17 protein-coding genes are annotated in these 16975 nt (G+C 67.2%); 12 read left to right on the forward strand and 5 right to left on the reverse strand.

Annotation, left to right across the window (positions count from 1 at the left end; translation table 11 throughout):
• Window positions 1–366 precede the first annotated feature (366 nt).
• Complete coding sequence (locus tag IPP98_05555; protein ID MBL0178580.1) at window positions 367–1803, reverse strand: hypothetical protein; 1437 nt, start codon at window positions 1801–1803, stop codon at window positions 367–369.
• Between the two features lie 624 nt (window positions 1804–2427).
• Here IPP98_05555 and IPP98_05560 point away from each other — a divergent pair.
• Window positions 2428–2895, forward strand: a complete 468-nt coding sequence (locus IPP98_05560; GenBank protein ID MBL0178581.1) for a hypothetical protein — start codon at window positions 2428–2430, stop codon at window positions 2893–2895.
• A 197-nt stretch (window positions 2896–3092) separates the two neighbouring features.
• On the opposite strand, the gene IPP98_05565 is transcribed toward IPP98_05560, so the two are convergent.
• Window positions 3093–3467, reverse strand: a complete 375-nt coding sequence (locus IPP98_05565) for a cupin domain-containing protein (protein MBL0178582.1) — start codon at window positions 3465–3467, stop codon at window positions 3093–3095.
• Between the two features lie 54 nt (window positions 3468–3521).
• On the opposite strand from IPP98_05565, the gene IPP98_05570 reads away from it, so the two are divergent.
• From IPP98_05570 to IPP98_05600, 7 genes are all read left to right on the forward strand, one after another.
• Entirely contained in the window at window positions 3522–3989 is a 468-nt protein-coding gene (locus IPP98_05570; protein MBL0178583.1) for a MarR family transcriptional regulator, read from the forward strand.
• Window positions 3990–4185: 196 nt separating this feature from the next.
• Window positions 4186–4536, forward strand: coding sequence for a type II toxin-antitoxin system RelE/ParE family toxin (locus IPP98_05575; GenBank protein MBL0178584.1), 351 nt, complete (start codon window positions 4186–4188; stop codon window positions 4534–4536).
• The gene (locus IPP98_05580; GenBank protein ID MBL0178585.1) at window positions 4533–4814 is read left to right on the forward strand and encodes an XRE family transcriptional regulator; all 282 of its coding nucleotides are present in this window, start codon (window positions 4533–4535) and stop codon (window positions 4812–4814) included. Before IPP98_05575 ends, IPP98_05580 begins: the two co-directional genes overlap by 4 nt.
• 361 nt (window positions 4815–5175) lie before the next feature.
• A complete protein-coding gene (locus IPP98_05585; protein ID MBL0178586.1) occupies window positions 5176–5427 on the forward strand; it encodes a DUF4160 domain-containing protein in 252 nt (83 codons plus the stop codon).
• The gene (locus tag IPP98_05590; protein MBL0178587.1) at window positions 5420–5848 is read left to right on the forward strand and encodes a DUF2442 domain-containing protein; all 429 of its coding nucleotides are present in this window, start codon (window positions 5420–5422) and stop codon (window positions 5846–5848) included. The genes IPP98_05585 and IPP98_05590 overlap by 8 nt, the downstream gene beginning before the upstream one ends.
• A gap of 654 nt (window positions 5849–6502) precedes the next feature.
• Complete coding sequence (locus tag IPP98_05595) at window positions 6503–7540, forward strand: hypothetical protein (protein MBL0178588.1); 1038 nt, start codon at window positions 6503–6505, stop codon at window positions 7538–7540.
• A gap of 15 nt (window positions 7541–7555) precedes the next feature.
• The gene (locus IPP98_05600; GenBank protein ID MBL0178589.1) at window positions 7556–8677 is read left to right on the forward strand and encodes a hypothetical protein; all 1122 of its coding nucleotides are present in this window, start codon (window positions 7556–7558) and stop codon (window positions 8675–8677) included.
• Window positions 8678–8707: 30 nt separating this feature from the next.
• Here the strand turns inward: IPP98_05600 and IPP98_05605 are convergent, their stop codons facing one another.
• Complete coding sequence (locus IPP98_05605; protein ID MBL0178590.1) at window positions 8708–9955, reverse strand: hypothetical protein; 1248 nt, start codon at window positions 9953–9955, stop codon at window positions 8708–8710.
• Between the two features lie 153 nt (window positions 9956–10108).
• Here IPP98_05605 and IPP98_05610 point away from each other — a divergent pair, with 153 nt between their 5' ends.
• The 4 genes from IPP98_05610 to IPP98_05625 all read left to right on the forward strand — a co-directional run bounded on the left by IPP98_05610 (window position 10109) and on the right by IPP98_05625 (window position 13678).
• Complete coding sequence (locus IPP98_05610) at window positions 10109–10402, forward strand: BrnT family toxin (protein ID MBL0178591.1); 294 nt, start codon at window positions 10109–10111, stop codon at window positions 10400–10402.
• Window positions 10362–10697, forward strand: coding sequence for a BrnA antitoxin family protein (locus tag IPP98_05615; GenBank protein MBL0178592.1), 336 nt, complete (start codon window positions 10362–10364; stop codon window positions 10695–10697). Before IPP98_05610 ends, IPP98_05615 begins: the two co-directional genes overlap by 41 nt.
• A gap of 89 nt (window positions 10698–10786) precedes the next feature.
• The gene (locus IPP98_05620; GenBank protein MBL0178593.1) at window positions 10787–11950 is read left to right on the forward strand and encodes a 6-bladed beta-propeller; all 1164 of its coding nucleotides are present in this window, start codon (window positions 10787–10789) and stop codon (window positions 11948–11950) included.
• A gap of 84 nt (window positions 11951–12034) precedes the next feature.
• On the forward strand, window positions 12035–13678 hold the full coding sequence (locus IPP98_05625; GenBank protein MBL0178594.1) for a serine hydrolase: 1644 nt from the start codon (window positions 12035–12037) through the stop codon (window positions 13676–13678).
• 48 nt (window positions 13679–13726) lie between these two features.
• Here IPP98_05625 and IPP98_05630 read toward each other — a convergent pair whose 3' ends face one another.
• Entirely contained in the window at window positions 13727–16279 is a 2553-nt protein-coding gene (locus tag IPP98_05630; protein ID MBL0178595.1) for a serine/threonine protein kinase, read from the reverse strand.
• 30 nt (window positions 16280–16309) lie between these two features.
• Window positions 16310–16879, reverse strand: a complete 570-nt coding sequence (locus IPP98_05635) for a sigma-70 family RNA polymerase sigma factor (GenBank protein MBL0178596.1) — start codon at window positions 16877–16879, stop codon at window positions 16310–16312.
• Window positions 16880–16975 lie beyond the last annotated feature (96 nt).

The following is a 16975-nucleotide window of genomic DNA, read 5'->3' on the forward strand; positions in this document are numbered from 1 at the left end:
AGGAGATTCGCCGCAGCGCTGGATCGAGTACCCACAGTGTGTCGCCAATCCAGCCATGCGGCCCGAGGGTTCGAAACTCCCCTGGACCCTCCCCGCTTCGGCCGACCGTGGTCACCCGGCCACCGGCCGCATCGATGAATCGCAAGGCCCTTTCCGCACCCGATGCGACCACAAGCGCGCCCTTCGGCCCGGCACTGATCCAGGTGACTGCATCCAGGAGAGTGGACGATCCGTCGATCACGACTTCACGTTTCGCCGCGATGACCGTCGCTGTGCTGGCCGAGTACGATTGTTGTGCCCGGAGTGGCAACGCACTGACGACGGCAACGAATGGAATCGCGGGAGACCACTTCATTGTGAACGCTCTCAGAAAAGGTCAATCAAGACATGGCGTTCAACCAGCTCCACTCCGTCGGGCTTGGTCACGCGGAGCGTCAGCCGGTACTTCCCCTTGCCGAGGCGAGAGAAATCCAGCGTCCGCGTGAGTTCCGAGAAGGCTGTATCCAGCGATTGGCTGAACTTGACCTGAAGCATCGGAGGCGCCTCTTCGGCCTCGGCATCACGCATTTCGAGCTCGATCCGGACCTCACGTACCGTGCTGTCGCGCCACATTTGCAGGTAGAGCTCGATCGGCACCTTGCGGTCGAAGCGAAGCGAGGAGGAAAGCCACACAGTTCGGCTACCAAGCGCCCACGACAGATCACTACCCTCAACGCCGAGCACGGGATCGGACATTCCGAAGGGAGTGGAGAGGGGCGGTGAGTCCCCACGCAGGGTCGCGAAGTGGTCGTCACGTCCCACTGCATTCACTCGCCACGCGAGAGGGCCACCCGGGTCGGCAACTGCGACCACCGCGCTCACGGGACTGCGATCCTTCACGGTGTCCATGCGACTCGACCACGTGTTGGTCGCCGCGCTCCAGATGCTCACTTCAGCGGTCATCGCGGGGAGGGCGTCGACCGTGCTTGCCTTTCCGGGTTTCGCAGTGATGGGCACGAGAAGGAGAGAGGCATGGGAACGGGGGTCGACGATTCGGAACAACGCCGCGTCGGCGGGAAGTGCTTGGAGATCGAAACGCAGCTGCCCATAGAAATAGCAGGTGCGGCCATTGGCGACGGGGAGACAGGTGTTGAAGGCACTTGTCGAGGGGACCAAGGTAAGAAAATGACGCGCGACCCGGTCACCATAGTTGCCCGTGATCGCATCAAGTTCCCGGTTGCGTTGGCGGACCCATCCCAGGAGCGAAGAATCCGGCAGGGTGAAGAGCGCTGTCACCTCCGCTGGTGTCATCCGCTGCCATGAATGCATGTACTGCACCTGATTCCACTTGCCGACATTCCTGCCGAAAAGGTGCCACCCCAATTCTGCCCGCGTCGCGGAATCGTGGGCAGTCGTCACCGCCAACTCGAAGAGATTCTCGCCAAGCGGCAGCTGCTTTGCGCGGAATGCGATCCACGCCAGCCGGAGGAAGTGCCAAGTGGAGTCATGCCCCACCTTGAGCGCCCGATAGCCACACTTCTCTGCCGTCGATCGATCGGCGAGGTGCAAGCTCACCGCGACGCAGCCCCGCAGGAAGTAGGGGTCGGTGACCGAATCCCGGACGCCAACCGCAATCGGGGCCGCGAATGTCTCGGGGCGCATGACGGCATCTGGACTGACCTTCTCGCGCTCGCCGTCCGCGGGTAGGGTTTCAAGCGCAAGCATCCCAAGCAAGCGTGCAGCACGGTCGTCCTTGCCGCGCAGTGTCATCGCCTGCTCCAGTGCCGCGAGGATTCCCCGTGCCCATGACGTGCCGATCGGCATCAGGAGCCCATCTCGGGCCCGCGCGCCACGAGCAAAGAGCAGCCCCCGGGCACAAGCCAACCGATACCATGCCTCGGAACTCTTCAGAGCGGCGGCAGAGTCCGCGCGGCGTCGCTCAAGCGCCGCCAGCTGGGTCGTCGTCGCGAGGCCAGGGACACCGCAGAGCTGCTGAATCCGCTGCCGGCCGATCGGCGCATCGTCAATGCGGCGGAAGTTGCCGTGGCGGTCGACCACGGGCAGAGACTGCGCGTGTGCGGCTCGCACAGCGCCGCCGGCAGAGAGGGCCGCGATGACGACCCCAACGCAGTGCGCGCGGCCCCACGGCGTGGAAACGGCGCGGTGCAGAATCGCTCGGCTTCGGCGTTGCTCCACGGGGTTACGTGGCATTTGCGCTACCTGCGTTGCGGGGGTCCGTCCAGGGTGGGAGGCATGTGGCGGGGTATCCTTCAATCTATCTGTGGATCAATCGCCCCGGCGGGAGTGGCGGGTCGACCAAGCACGGACGTCAGAGCTTCGTAAACCCGCCCACAACGCCGGATCGCTTTCGGGGAATCGCGCATCTCAACTGCTTGGGTATTCGCAGACTTCCTCTCACGCGACGTCCGCTCGCAAGGACTCCTCGACATGCGGTTTGCTCTCATCCTCCTTCCGGCGTTGGTACTCCCCGGCACGATGGTCGCCCAAGGGAATCCGCTCATCGGCACCTGGCGTGTCAACGCACCGGCAGGCACTCGCATCACGAGCGAGGGAGCCACCGCGATCTACGCCGAGGGGACACTGACGATCGTGGCGAAGGAGGACTCGCTGATCGCCACCCTCGCCACGCAGCCGATCGAGGGGAATACGCCGAAGCCGCCGCTCCGCCTTGCCGTCCGACCGCCCGCGAGCGGGGCGGTGACGTTCACCGCCAAGACGGAAACGCGGACGCTGCTGAATGGCCAGGAGCTCAACCCCACGGCGCTGCTCGTGACCCTCGTGTTGCGGGTGAGCGGCGATTCGCTCGGCGGCACCATGGAGCGGGTGCCGACGAACGACGACGAGTTGCCGCGGACGGGGCCTCAGCCGATCACGGGACAGCGCGTGAAGTCCTGAGCGGAGCGGCCCATCGGGACGCGGCGTCGAAGGCTTGCCCTCTCAGAAGCTCGTTGCCTGACGGGACCGAGTGGGAGGAGCCAGACGATCAGGCCGTGAGCGTAACGCGTGGCCGGCGCGTCACATGCGTTCGACGCAGGACGACCAGACAGTCCCTCCAGTGCCACGAGCGGACCACCGGAGGGACCCGTTGCGCGTCAGAGCGCCCACGGCGGTGTGAATGGCGCCGCGCTTCCCACGACGACCTCGCCACCGACGGGGTAGATCGCGATCGCCTCGAATGCGGCGTCGTAGGGATTGCCGAGCGCGAGGGTGCTGGACGCTGGGACGATCAGGGTGCCGCCGGTCTCGAGTTCGTGGAGCTGTCCGTCCACGGTCGCTCGGGCGCGCCCGGCGAGGGCGATGATGATCTCCTCGCGCGTGATGCGGTGGGGCGTCTCGGGAGTCCCGGGTTCCACCCGCACGCGCCAGGCGGCCGTCTCCGACGCGCCGCGGCTCGGCGCCGCCAGCCCGGTGAAGCTGGTGCCGGAAAACTTGAAGGACGGGTGGTCGGCAGGGTGCAGCAGTGGCATAAACTCCTCCTCAGGGTTATTGTTCACCACAGATTATAAACCTAGGTGAAGCTTATGGCAACTCCGTCGTCCGACACCGACCTTGGCGTGCTCCTCAACCTGGCCTACGGCGCCTTCGTCGCGCGGCTGCATGCGGCGATGGCCAAAGCCGGCTTTCACGATCTCGGCCGTTCGTTCGGTTACGTCTTTCGGCTGCTCGATGAGGGGCCGGCGAGTCTCAGTTCGCTCGCGACCCACCTGCAGATGACTTCGCAGGGCGCCCTCAAGATCGTGGCCGACATGGAGGCGAAGGGATACGTCGAGCGACACGACCATCCTGGCGACGCGCGCGTGCGGATGGTGGCGCTCACGGCTCGCGGACGAAAGGCGCTGCAGACCGCGCGGCGCTTCCACGCCGCGTTCGAAAAGCAACTGGCGACCAGTGTTGGGGCCTCGCGCGCCGCGGCACTTCGCAGCACGCTGGAACAGATCGTCTCGGACGCCAGTGCGGATGGGATCGATCTGACGGCGCGCCCAGCCTGAGCGCCAACGCTTCCAGTCCTCCCGCCCTCGCCATCTCCCATGACAAGGACGGCGGGCTGCAGCTTGCTGCCCGCGACACCGGGAGCTTCGCCCGCGTGACGGGGCCGAGGGGGAGGAGTCAGACGATCAGGCCGTGAGCTTCCGGAGGCCGGTGCCTCTCCCTTGACAGGTGTACCAAAAATGGTACATTCGTAACATGGATCCGGAGCTCAAGCGGATTCACGCGCACTTCTATCAGACGCTTGCCGGTAACGAGCCGGTGCGAGAGTGGCTGAAGCAGTTGTCAGTCGCGGATCGACGTGCCATCGGGGCCGATATCAAGGAAGTCGAGTATGCCTGGCCCCTCGGCAAGCCACTGGTCGATTCACTTGGTCGGGGGCTGTGGGAAGTGCGAAGCACGATCGCCGACGGAATCGCCCGCGTGATCTTCTGTGTTATCGGCGATCAGATGATCCTCCTGCACGGCTTCATCAAGAAGTCCAGGAAGACACCCGACCACGAGATCGCGCTGGCCTACCGTCGAATGCGGAAAGGAGTCGATAGATGAAGAAGAAGCACATCGGATCCAGCTTGGACAGCTGGCTCCAGGAAGAAGGCATCCTTGAGGAAACGACCGCCATCGCGGTCAAGCGTGTGGTGGCGCGCCAGATTGCCGCAGAGATGGCCAAACAGAAGCTGTCCAACACGGCGATGGCAAAGCGCATGGGGACCAGCCGTATCGCCGTCGACCGTCTCCTCGACCCGAAGAATCAGGCGGTCACGCTCAAGACGCTCTCCCGGGCGGCTACCGCGGTGGGCCGTACACTGCACCTCGAGCTCGTCTAGCGGGTCACTCTCCGAGTGAAGTGACGACCAGAGCGATTTCGGAGCCTCCGGTGATCGATCCTCGCCCGAGGGTGGCCGCCACCAACGGCTCCGCCCTCGGTCTCTCCGATGCAAGGACGGCGAGCTGCAGCGCTTTGCCCGCGGCACCGGGAGCTTCGTCCGGGACTCGGGACCGGCGCCGAATGGGCACGCATGAATCGGTGCCTAGGTGCGGTCCTCCGGTCCGCCGTCCAATGGCGATGCGCCCATCATCGGCGGCATGCAGCCCCGGGTGGTGTACCCGGCGCGGCGGCGCCGGCGTCCCGGTGGGGGCGCGGATCGGCCGCCTTGTTGAAACCTAAGCGTTGGGTTAACGTCCCTTATGCCGACGGTCCTCAAGACGGCCGGCTTCATCATCCGGGTCCATGGACCGCCGCGCGAGCATCCGCCCCCGCATGTCCATGTCGAACGCGGTCACGATGAGCTCGTCGTCATCCGACTCGGGACGGCGACGTCACCACCCTCCGTTTGGGCGGTGTACCGGATGCGGAATGTCGATGTGCTTCGGGCGTTCCGCTTGGTCGAAACCCATCATGCGCTGATCGACGCGGCGTGGAGGAGGCTGCATGGCTAGAGCTCGAGCGTCAGACGCCGACATCCTCGCGCAGATCCCGGCGGCGCGGCGGCGAGCGCGTGCCGGGCAGCCCGTCGCCGCAGAGGCACACTACGACCGCGCCAGGCGGTGTCTCCGGATCGGGCTCACGAATGGCACCGTGCTGTCAGTGCCGATCGAACTCGTGCCACCACTCCGACATGCGACCGACCGGGAGTTGGCCGATGTGACGGTCGGCGTCGCCGGGGTGAGTCTTCGCTGGGATCGCCTGGACGAGGACCTGGGTCTCTCGGCGCTCGCGCAACTGGCCCTCGGTCGCGGGCTCCTCCTGCGTGCCTCCGGCGCGGCCGGCGGTGCCGCGCGAACCACCGCCAAGGCTCAAGCCTCCCGTGCCAACGGCGCACTCGGTGGGCGGCCGCGCAAGACCGCCAGCTCGGGGTGAGTGACGTGAGGAGCAAATGCCGGACTGGGCGCCCCCAACTCCCGCCCCCGCGGCACTTACGCACCCTCCAACTTCCCCCGTCAAACCTCCAGAATCCTGGTCCGGACGCCGATCTCGCCGCATCGCACGACCATTGCTTTCGAATTCACGACCAACAATCCGTTCACCACGACCAACTCACGACGCCTCACGAGCAACTCTGACCTCACCAGGACCGACTTCCTCCTCACCAACACCAACATCGACCTCACCGGGACCATCAGCGGGTCGTTGACCTGCATCTCGGCGCTTGCAGCCTCCCGCCGGAAATTTCCAACGGCAACTTCGACCTGTCAGCCTCCAACAATCGATCGTGCAACGCCAGCTCACGCCGCATTGGGAGCATCTTGCGGCGTGCTGCCTCCAACACTTGACTCACCACCACCAACATTTCGTTGATCGGGGGGTGTTTCTCGAGGCGGAAGGGGCTGTTTCCGGGGGGCCGGGTCGTGGGGCGGGTGGCGCCTCACACGCTCCTGCCACCTCCTATACTTCGTCACTCCGCTCGTCCGCCGCTCCCCCGGCCACGGAATCCCGATGCCCCATCTCCGCCCCGGTGCTTGGCTCACACTCGTCGGCCTCCTATCAGCATGCGCCGGCGAACCTCCCGCCCCCGTGCCGCCTCCGGCGACTTCGGCCCTGCTCCCCCGCCTGGTGCCCGTCGCGTTCACCCCCGCCGAGGATGCGCCGCCGTTCACCACCGCCGATCGCTTCGCGCTCGGCCCCAAGGGCGATGTCGCGCTCCCGATGGCACAGGGTAGCGAACGGATGCTCGGCATCTTCGATTCGACCGGAGCCATGCGCACCACGGCAGGCGTCTCGGGCGAGGGCCCGGGTGAGCTGCGCATCCCGACCCCAGCGGTCTTCGAAGAGGATGGCCTGATCATCAGCGACATGGGGCTGCCACGGGTCGTCACCTTCGACCCGCAAAACGGCAAGGTGATCGCGACCACGCCCATTTCGCAGCCGATTCCGATTCTCGGTGCCTTCGGTGCCCGACTTCTCATGGCGGTCCCGACTGCAACTGGACTGATGCTGCCGGGGTGGCATATGCCAGGCGATGCGGACTTCACGCCGCTCGTCTCGCCGAGCGACAGCTTCGTCGTGACACGCTTTGCGCCAGCGGCCGACACGCGCCTGTCGCCACTCGCCACGCTCGGCGCCTGGCGTGGCGGCGTGCTCGTCGCCGACGGAAGAGGCTACGCCATCGGCGTCTATGACGGCACCGGCCGCTTCTTGCGCGCGTTGACGCGCGAGGTCGCGCCCCGATTCGCGACGCCCACGATGATCACCGCGTTCCAGCGACGCGCCGAGGCATACCGTGGCCCTGATGGAAAGGCGCACAGCCCCGCCCGCATCACCGCCGATGTCGACAAATTCCGTGCTGCGCAGCAGCCGCACTTTGTCCACTCGTCACCGCTGCGCGAGGATCGTCTTGGTCGCATCTGGATCGTCGGGATGGAGGGCGACTCCGCCTTCGCCGATCTCTTCACCCCGACCGGTCAGATCGGGCACCTCGGCATCGCCTGTCCCGCCTTCACCGGGCGCTGGTCCCTCAATGGCGAGTGGCTGGCGCTACTCTGCGATGCGCCAGCGGCGTCAGATCGGGGTGCGGTGCTGCAGTTGTACCGGATCGTGGAGTCCGGGGCCTAGGTGGCGGAATCGAGCATGGACCCGTCCACGGGCAGTGCGCGACGACGCTTCTTCAGGCCGAGCCGCGCGGCAGCGTTGCTCTTCGTGGGAGTCATCGGTTGCAGCGACGGCAGACGCATTGCGCCCGTACTCCCAGACGCCGACCTCACCTCGACGCCACTCTTCGTCCTCGAGGAAGTCCCCAACGCCCCGCTCGGCGACTTCTCCTCCCTCCTCCGCTGGCGCGACGGGTGGGTGCTCGCCGACGGGACCAATCAGCAGATTGTCCTCTTCGACAGCACTGGTCATCGACTCGGCAGTCTGGGAAGGCCAGGGGCAGGGCCAGGCGAATTCCGCCGACTGGGTCCGCTCGCCCTGCTCGATGACACCACGATCATCGCGCTCGATATCGATCTGCAACGACTCTCTCGCTGGGACCTGGTCAAACGCGGACAGGTCGGCATCGAACGGGCGGTCAGCGCCCCGAATGTTCCCACGCTGCTCCTCCATCGGGCCGATGGCATCCTGATCGGCGACATCTATGCCAAGGACCTCTTCAGTCTTGAACTGGTCGATTCCGTCACGCTTGCGCCGATCCGTCGGGCCGCCAAGGCGCCGGGGCTCTATCACGCCTCTCCCTACGTGGCAGGGTCGTTTGCGAGCGTCTCGGTTGTGCCCACCGGAGATTCGCTTCTGATCGGTTGGCAACTCGTCGATTCCATGCAGATGCTCGGTCCGTCACTCGAGCCGGGGCGCATGATCTCAGTGCCCGTATCTCGTCGGCGCGGCTCGCCGCCGGACCTTATTCAGCGAGGGAAGAACTATGGGGATGTGGTCGGGATGATTCCGCACACGTCGCTGATGAGTCGCCTTGGGCTCCTCGCCGACGGTCGCATTGGTGTCATTCACGTCGACCTGATTCGGAAGGACAACGGCAAGGGAAGGACGCGCGCCGGCAGTCGGGAGGTGTGGCTGAGCGTGCTCGACCACACAGGAACGCCGCTGTGCGTCGACCAGCGCATCGCGGCGCGCACCGAGGACGTCGTGCGCAGCTACTTCATTCGGGGGGAGCTGGTTGTGTTTCGAACGAGTGCGGACGACGGCATGACCCGGGTGTCGCGGGTGGAGGTGCCGGCCGAGTGCGGGGGCAGGCAGTAGCGTTGGTCCGTTCTGCGAGCTTACGCGCCCCTACCCCCGCTCACTCACATCCAGCCGCACGATGCTCTGCACGCCCATCTCGTTGGTCTCGATGCCCCAGATGGCGTTGCCGCGGACAGCGAGTGGACGGAACGTCGGCGGGAAGCGCACCGGACCGAGGTGCTGCCCCGCCTCGCTGAAGACCTCCCACACCGATGAACTGCCCCGCAACCCCTCCATCGTCAGCGCGGTGCCGCTCGCGCGCATCTCCGGGATGGTCAGGAAGCGCTGCACCATGATTGTGCCGAGGGGTCCCGGCCGCATGGCGATGAAGGTCGGGTAGAACTCCGCGAAGGAGATGTTGCCGAGGAGTGTTTCGATCATCGAGGCCGGGGCGGGACCGTTCGTGGCGAACTGTTTCTCGAAGTAGTCGCGAACCGCGGTGCGCGCGGCGCTCTGGTCCTCCTTCGTGACCGGAGTTCGTGGCGCAACGAGGGAGACCTCGCGGGTGACCACGCCACCGTCGCCGTATTCCCGATAGGCAAAGCGATCGGGGTCGCCGACCACGAATCGCCCGGACGGAAGGGTGGTCCACGACGGCTCGCCCTGGAACAGCGTGATCTTCATGGTGGAGAGCCCGCCACGCGTATCGAGGACGCCGCCCCCGTGGATGGCGAGGATGGTATCGGGCGGGGTCGTGAGGCGGACGATGTAACTGATTGGAGTGGACGTGCTGTCCCCGTCCTGGGCCACGCGCTTCAGTTGCATCAGGACGACGCCGTCGGGCGTGATGCCCCACGTGACGGGGGCACCGCCGCGCAGGATCATTGGCTGATCAGTCCGGTGCGTGCCGCTGCTGTCGTAGAAGTGCAGCCGCTGGTTGCTGTTGTCGACCACCGCGATCGTCCCGTTGTCGGCCGCGAGCAGGTGCTTCACCCCCGGGCCAAGTTCTCCGGGGCCTTCCCCCGGGCCGGCAAAGGTGCGGAGCAGCGCGCCCGCAGGCGAGAACTTCAGGATCACTCGGCGATCGGCATCGATGGTGTAGACGTTCCCTGCGGGGTCGAGGGCCAGGTCGGTCAATTGGCCCAGTTGCGATTCTTCGGCGCCGCTGTCACCAGCGATGCGCAGCCCCTCGACCAGTGTCCACGGCCCGGAATCGGCGGCTGCTCGCGCAGGATTGCGGACGAGCGTGACGCCGGCACTGTCCGACGTGCCGGCGGCATCACGAGAAGCGGTGCCGCAGGCGGTCAGGCATGCCGCGAGCAGGAGGATCGAGGGAACCGGGATGTGAGAGGGCATGGGGGAGGATCGCGCTGAAATAGCGGGAGGGGAAGGGGTGGCTGTTTCGACGAGCTCCCATCGCTCGGGCTACGCCCGGGGGCGGGGAATGTCTCGCATTTGTTTGCCCCCTACCCACCTTGACCGATTGTATATACATTCGCATGTTGCCGCATGCAGTTCATCTGGGACGAGGCAAAGAGCGAACGCACGTATCGCGAGCGGGGTTTCGACTTCGCCTTCGCCACGTTGATCTTTGAGGGGCCAACGCTTGAGCGCGAGGATACGCGGCAGGATTACGGAGAGCGTCGGATGCTCGCCATCGGCATGGCGCAGGGCGTTGAGCTCACAGTCTGTTACACTGATCGCGTCACTACCACCGGGAGCATGATCCGGCGGATCGTGTCCGCCCGAAGGAGCCAATATCGTGAGCGCAAAGCGTACCACCAAGCCTTCGAAGGTCGCTGAGCCTGCCCGGCGTGGCCGTGCCGACCTCGCACGACTCCGGGTGGTTCGCGATGCCGAGATCACCCGCACCAGCCCACGAGAACTCGCCGGATTGCCGGCAGACTTCTGGGCGGGCGCCGCAGTGGTCGAGCCGGTTGCCAAGCAGGCCATCTCCCTGCGGGTCGACGAGGACGTCCTGGCCTGGTTCCGGAGCCTCGGCCCGCGCTACCAAACCCGGATGAATGCGGTCCTTCGTTCCTACATGACTCAGACTGCCGCCCCCGCCCGGCGACGTCCGAAAAATGGGGCGGCGTAAGGGGGCCCAACCCCCCGGCCTCACTGGCGCCCCACCCTCCGCCCCGTCGCAGTAGCTTCAACGGGTCTCCCTCCCGTGAGCCCCGCAGCATGCGCTCTCCCCTGATCCTGCTGCTCGTTGCGCTGCTCCTCGCCGGCTGTGCCGATCGCGCTGCTGACCCGCGCACCACGGCCGCGACTCCCGTCGTCGTCACCGGCACCGGTGACACGATTCCGATGCGCGAGACGCTCCGCGTCGGCGTCCTCGATGGCGACCCCAACTATCAGTTCGACCGCGTCCTCTGGCTGCTGGCGCGACGCGACGGCGGCGTCCTCGTCTATGATATGGCGTCGAACACCCAAGGCAAGCTGATCCGTCAGTACGACGCGCAGGGACGGTTCGTGCGCGTGATCGGCGGCCGCGGCGAGGGTCCCGGCGAGTACGACGATTTTCCCCAGGGGACGCTGCTCGCCGATGGATCGCTGCTGATCGTGAGCCAGGGTCAGCAGCGCATCATGCGCTTCGACTCCGCAGGCAAGTTCACCGGCAGCTGGCCCGGGCCGACCGCCATCGTCGACGTCGCACCTGCCACGGACAGCGGGTGGTACGTGGCAAGCGTCTCGGCGCACTATCCGCAGGAAGCGAGGGCACGAGCGATCACCTATTTCCGCTATGACCGACTGGGGCAGCTCGTCGACACGATCCCCGCGCCGCCAGCGTATCGCGATGGCCCATCCGCCGATGCCTTCGGTCCGACGGCGATGATCATCGTCCTCCCCGACGGCCGCTTCGTGAGCAGTCGCACCGACTCGATCGCCTTCCAGATGGATGGCCCGACCGGCTCGACCTCCTACGCCCGCCCCTCGGACCGCGCGCGCTACAGCGAGGAGGAGAAGAAATCGATCGTGGGCGAATTTGCGGTTGTCAGCCGGATGTCGGGGATGAAGCCGCAGCCGATGGAAATACCGGATCTGAAGCAGGCGTTCTGGTACATGGTCTCCGACCCGGATGGTCGGATCCTCTTCCTCCGGCGCACCGCCGGCTTCCCGATTGCCGATACCACCAATCTCCGACCTGAAGATCCGCGGTGGCGCGGCATGCTCGAGATCGACGTCTTCGACTCTTCCGCCACGTATCGCGGACGGCTCGTCACGCCGCGGGATGTCGTGAACCGCCTCTACGCCTTCGGCAAGGGCCACCTCTGGCTGATGCACGAAGGGGAGAGCGGCGAGCAGTATCTGGTGCGGTGGGAGCCGGCGCGGGAGGCGTGGTAGGGGGGCTTCCCCCGCCTCGAATGATCCTCGCCGGCCAGCATTGTCGCGTTCCCTGAAGAGCAGCTTTCCTCAGGGAGGATACCAATGCGACGACTTTGGCTGGTGATGGGACTGAGCTTGGCGGCGTGCGGTGGTGGCAGCGATCCGGTTGTACCTCCGCCCCCGCCCCCGCCGCCGCCAGCGGCGGTCGCCACGGTGGTGGTCACTGCGGCGAATGCGTCGCTGCAACCACCCCAGACCACCACCCTCACCGCCACGCTCAAGGATGCCGACGGCACCGTGCTGACGGGCCGGTCGATCACCTGGTCCTCCAGTGCCGAGGGCGTCGCCTCGGTCGCGGCCGGCGGGCTGGTCACGGCCGTCTCGGCCGGCACCGCGGTGATGACCGCGACCAGTGAGGGGAAGAGTGGCTCGGTGCAGATCACGGTGAGTGCGGTGCCAGTGGCGACCAGCGTGGTCGTCACCCCCGCCACGCCGACCGTGATTTCCCGGGCCACGCAGGCGATGACCGCGGCCATCCGGGATCAGCTCGGCAACCCGGTCAGCGGAACGGTCACCTGGCAATCGGCCGATCCGGCCGTGGCGACCGTCAACACCACCTCCGGGCTGGTCACCGCGGTCTCCCCCGGCACCACCACCATCACCGCGGCCAGCGGCGCGCTCACGGGCACCACGCTCCTGACCGTGGTGCCCGCCAGTCTCACCGCGATCGTCGAGACGTACCGGGCCCAATTCGGGCTGCCGGCGCTGGGGGCCGCCATCGTGACGCGCACCGGCAAGACGATCGCCATCGGCGTGTCGGGGAATCGCCGCTGGGGCACGGTGACGCCGGTGACGCTCACCGACAAGTGGCACCTTGGATCGGACACCAAGGCGATGACGTCATTTCTCGCCGCGATGACGGTCAAGGCCGGCCTCGTCTCGTGGACCGACTTGATGGTGCAGCGCTACCCCGAACTCGCGACGATTGCGCGCCCGGAGTTTGCCGGGGCAACCCTGCGCACCCTGGCGACGATGCAGTCCGGCATCACCGGCAATCCGAATTTCACCCCGGTGGGGACGCTCGCCCAGCAGCGCGTTGCGGTCGACAACTGGGCCGTGCAACAGGCACCGGCCGCCACGCCCGGCACGTACTACTACAGCAACGTCTCGTACCAGATTTTCGCCGAGATCATCGGGCGGGCCTGGGCCACCGGGTACGAGCAGGCGATGCGCGACAAGCTCTGGACGCCGCTCGGGATCACCACCGGCGGCTTCGGCCCGACGACCGGGGCGGGCCAAAGCGATCAGCCGGTCGGCCATGAGCCTGCGGGCGGTGGCTGGACGCCGTGCGAGGCGTGCGACAACTCCTGGGCCGCCGGGTCAGGCAAGATCCACATGAGCCTGCCGGATTGGTCGCGATTCATCTGGGAGGTGCTGCGCGCGGATGTCGGACAATCGTCGTTGCTCAGCCAGAGCGAAGCGCGGCTCCTGACGACCGGGGCCACGACGGTCAACGCCAACCTGGGCTATGCCTACGGCTGGACGTCGTGGAACAACCAGCGGACGATTCAGCATGACGGGACCAACGGTCGGAACCGGGCTCGCGCCCTGCTCTATCTCGATGCGGGCGTGGCGTACATTCTGACGACCAATGCGGGCGATTCGGCCGATGACGGCGGTGCGCCCAATGCCGCCTTCAACGCGCTGGTGACGCGACTGCAGACCTTCTACCAGACCGGCCAATAGCCCGACGCGGCAACTGCGGATGGAGAGGGCCCCCACACGGGGCCCTTTTCATTGCGGTGTGGCGGCCGGCAGCTTGGCCTGCCAGCGCGCGGCCTCTGCCGGCTTCTTCCACGCGGTGTAGAGTCCGACCAGTCGGGTTCGGGCTTCCTGCACGATCTCCGAGTCCTCGCCGCGCGCGGCCACCAGGGCCTTCTCGCTGGCCAGCAGCCGGCGCTCCGCTTCGGGGTAGCGGCCCGCCCGCACGAGGAAGTCGCCCAGATAGCTCTCACTCGACGCGGTGAGATAATGCCCGGCCGGGAGCGTGGCCGCTCGCAGCTGCCAGCTGGCCCGCAACCACCGTTCGGCCTCGGGCAGGGAGTCGAGGTGCGCCAGCGAGTTGCCGAGGACGCGCATCGCGGTGGCGACCGCGGGATGATTGTCCTGCAGGGTCGTGCCGCGGAGCGCGAGGACCTTTCTGGCCCAGACCGTCGATTCGCGGTAGCGGCCGACCCGGCCGAGATGGTCGGCGTAGTTGAACATCGTCCACGCATAGTCGGGATGCGTCGGGCCGAGCAGCTTCTCGCGCATTGCGAGCGCCAGCCGGTAGGTGGAATCGGCACCGCGAATGTTGCCGGCGTACTCCTGCACCGTGGCGAGCGGCGAGAGGATGGCGGCGACCAGCGGATGCTCATCGCCGTGGACGCGTCGCGCGGCGGCGACCGCCTGGGTCAGCAGCGACTCCGCCGCGGCGTGGTCGCCGAGTTCGTCGGTCACCACCCCGAGGTTGGCATAGGCGTCAGAGCGGGCGGAATCGTTGACCGGCAGGATGCGAAGATGCAGGTCGAGGGATCGCTGCAGGGCGACCTTGGCCTCGGGCATCTGACCGAGCCGCAGGAGCAGTCGGCCGCGCACGTCGAACAAGTTGGCCAGCGCGGCGTCATCCTTCGGGGCGAAGCGGGTGAACAAGCGGTCGGCCTCCTGCAGCACGGAGTCGGCGGCGGCATAGCGTCCCTCGAGTTCGAGCACCGTCGTCAACCGTGTGAGCGCGGTCGCGGTCGCCCGGCTTCCGTTCGGGGCGAGCCGCCGGTGGGCGGCGATGGCGAGGCGATACTGTGCCTCGCTCGGTTCAAACTCTCCGAGGGCGAGGTAGGTCCCGCCGATGATCTCCCGAATCTCGGCCTGGAGCGCCGGTTGCGCCTCAAGCTCCGCGGCGCGCACGGCCGCGGAATCCAGCACGACGCGCATCGTCACATCGCGCCCGAAGGATGCCGGATTGGCCGCACCGAGCATCGTCACCAGGAAGGTCTTGACCTGATCGGCTCGCTCGCGCTCCCGGATCGTCGCGCGCGCGTTCAGCGTCGTCGCCACCATCCCGCCGATGAGCGAGATCACGGCCAGCGAGATCGCGGCGGCCTCCGCGCGATGGCGCCGGACGAGCTTCCCGAAGCGGTAGCCGAGGCCCTCGGGGCGCGCGAGCACCGGACGGTGCTCGAGAAAGCGCCGGATGTCCGCCGCGAATTCCTCCACCGATCCGTAGCGCCGTTCGGGCTCCTTGCGGAGTGCCATGAGCACCACCGCGTCGAGGTCGCCGCTGATCTGGGCGCGGGCGCGCTCCAGGCTGCGCTCGGACAGGGCGCGCGCGCGGGCCGGCGGCAGGACGGTGCTGGGTCGCGTCGGCACGACGTCGCGCACGACGCGCTCGGCGTCGGCGGCCGACATGTCGTCGACGTCGAGCGGCCGCGTGCCGGTCAGCAACTCGAAGAGCACCACGCCGAGGGAATAGACATCCGACCGGGTCCCCATCGGCCTGCCGGAGAGCTGTTCCGGTGAGGCATAGGCGGGGGTGAATGCCCGGGTGCCGGCCGCGGTGGCCGTCGCGCTCGTGGTGTCGTCCTCCGTGGTGTCGCGGAGAAGCTTCGCGATGCCGAAATCCAGGAGCTTGACGGCGCCGTCCCCGGTCACGAGGATGTTGCCGGGCTTGAGATCGCGGTGAACGACGAGACTCTGGTGCGCGTACTGCACGGCCGCGCAGACTTGCAGGAAGAGGGCGAGTCGCTCGGGCACGGTGAGGGCGCGGTGGTCGGCCCACTGCGTGATCGGTTCGCCCTCGACAAACTCCATGGCGAAGTACGGCTGACCATCCGGCGTGACGCCGCCGTCGAGCAGCGCGGCGATGTGGGGATGGACCAGCGAGGCGAGGATCTGGCGCTCGTGGCGGAAGCGGCTCAGCGCGGCCTCGCCAGCGGTGTGTCGGCGCAGGAACTTGATGGCCACGCGCATCTCGAACTGCTGGTCGACCCGGGTGGCCTCGTAGACGGTGCCCATTCCGCCGAAGCCGATTTCGCGGACGATCTGGAACGCGCCGACGCGGGTCCCGACTCGATGATCGACCGCCTCCTCGTGGAGCCACCGAGGGGCATTCGCCGCCCCGCGCTCGAGGGCGTTGCCCGTGCGAGCGTGCGCCGCGAGCAGTCCCCGGACCCTGCTCGCCAGTGCCGAATCGTCCTGCGCGAGCTGGTGGAGGTGCTGCGCCCGGGCCGCCTCGTCCTCGATGGCCAAGGCGCTCTCGAACGCGTGCTGCAACTGCTGCAGGCGTTCGGGGGTCAATGCGGCGTCGTCCATGTCGGCATCCTGGGACGGAACGTGGGGGGGTCAGGCGGTGGGGCCGAGGGCCTCCAGCAGGAAGGCACGCGCAAAGGTCCAGTCCCGCTTGACGGTGGCGATGGAGACGCCCATCACCTCGGCGGCCTCGTCGATCTCGAGCCCCCCGAAGAAGCGGAGCTCAATGACCCGGCCCTGACGAGGCGCGAGGCGCTCGAGCCGCTGCAGGGCATCGTCCAGGGCGATCAAGTCGAGGGCGTCCGTGGTCTCCGCGCGCACCGAATCATCAAGGGTGATCCGGACCCCGTGGTCCCGCTTGACCGCGCGGCGTGCCCGGGCGTGGTCGAGCAGGATCCGTCGGATGGTGGTGGCGGCCACCCCGTAGAAATGCGACCGGTTCTGCCAGGCGACGGTGCGCTGCCCGAGCAGGCGCATGAAGGCCTCACTGACCAACTCGGTCGGGCGCAGGGTGTGGCCGTCCTGCTCGTGGCGCATGGCGTTGACGGCGATGCGATGGAGTTCCCCATAGACCTGCTCGGCGAGCGCGTCGGCCGCGCCCGGCACGCCATCGCAGACCTGGTCGAGCAACCTGGTGATTTCCGGCTTGGGGGTCTCGGGCATCCCTTCAAGGTAATTCGGCGGCGGCGAGAGGGTCCGCGCGTCTGGTCACGGGTCACAGATAACCGGTCACCGGCCCCTGATCCGGCATTACTTTAA

This window comes from Gemmatimonadota bacterium, from assembly GCA_016720805.1.
Classification (GTDB): domain Bacteria; phylum Gemmatimonadota; class Gemmatimonadetes; order Gemmatimonadales; family GWC2-71-9; genus Palsa-1233.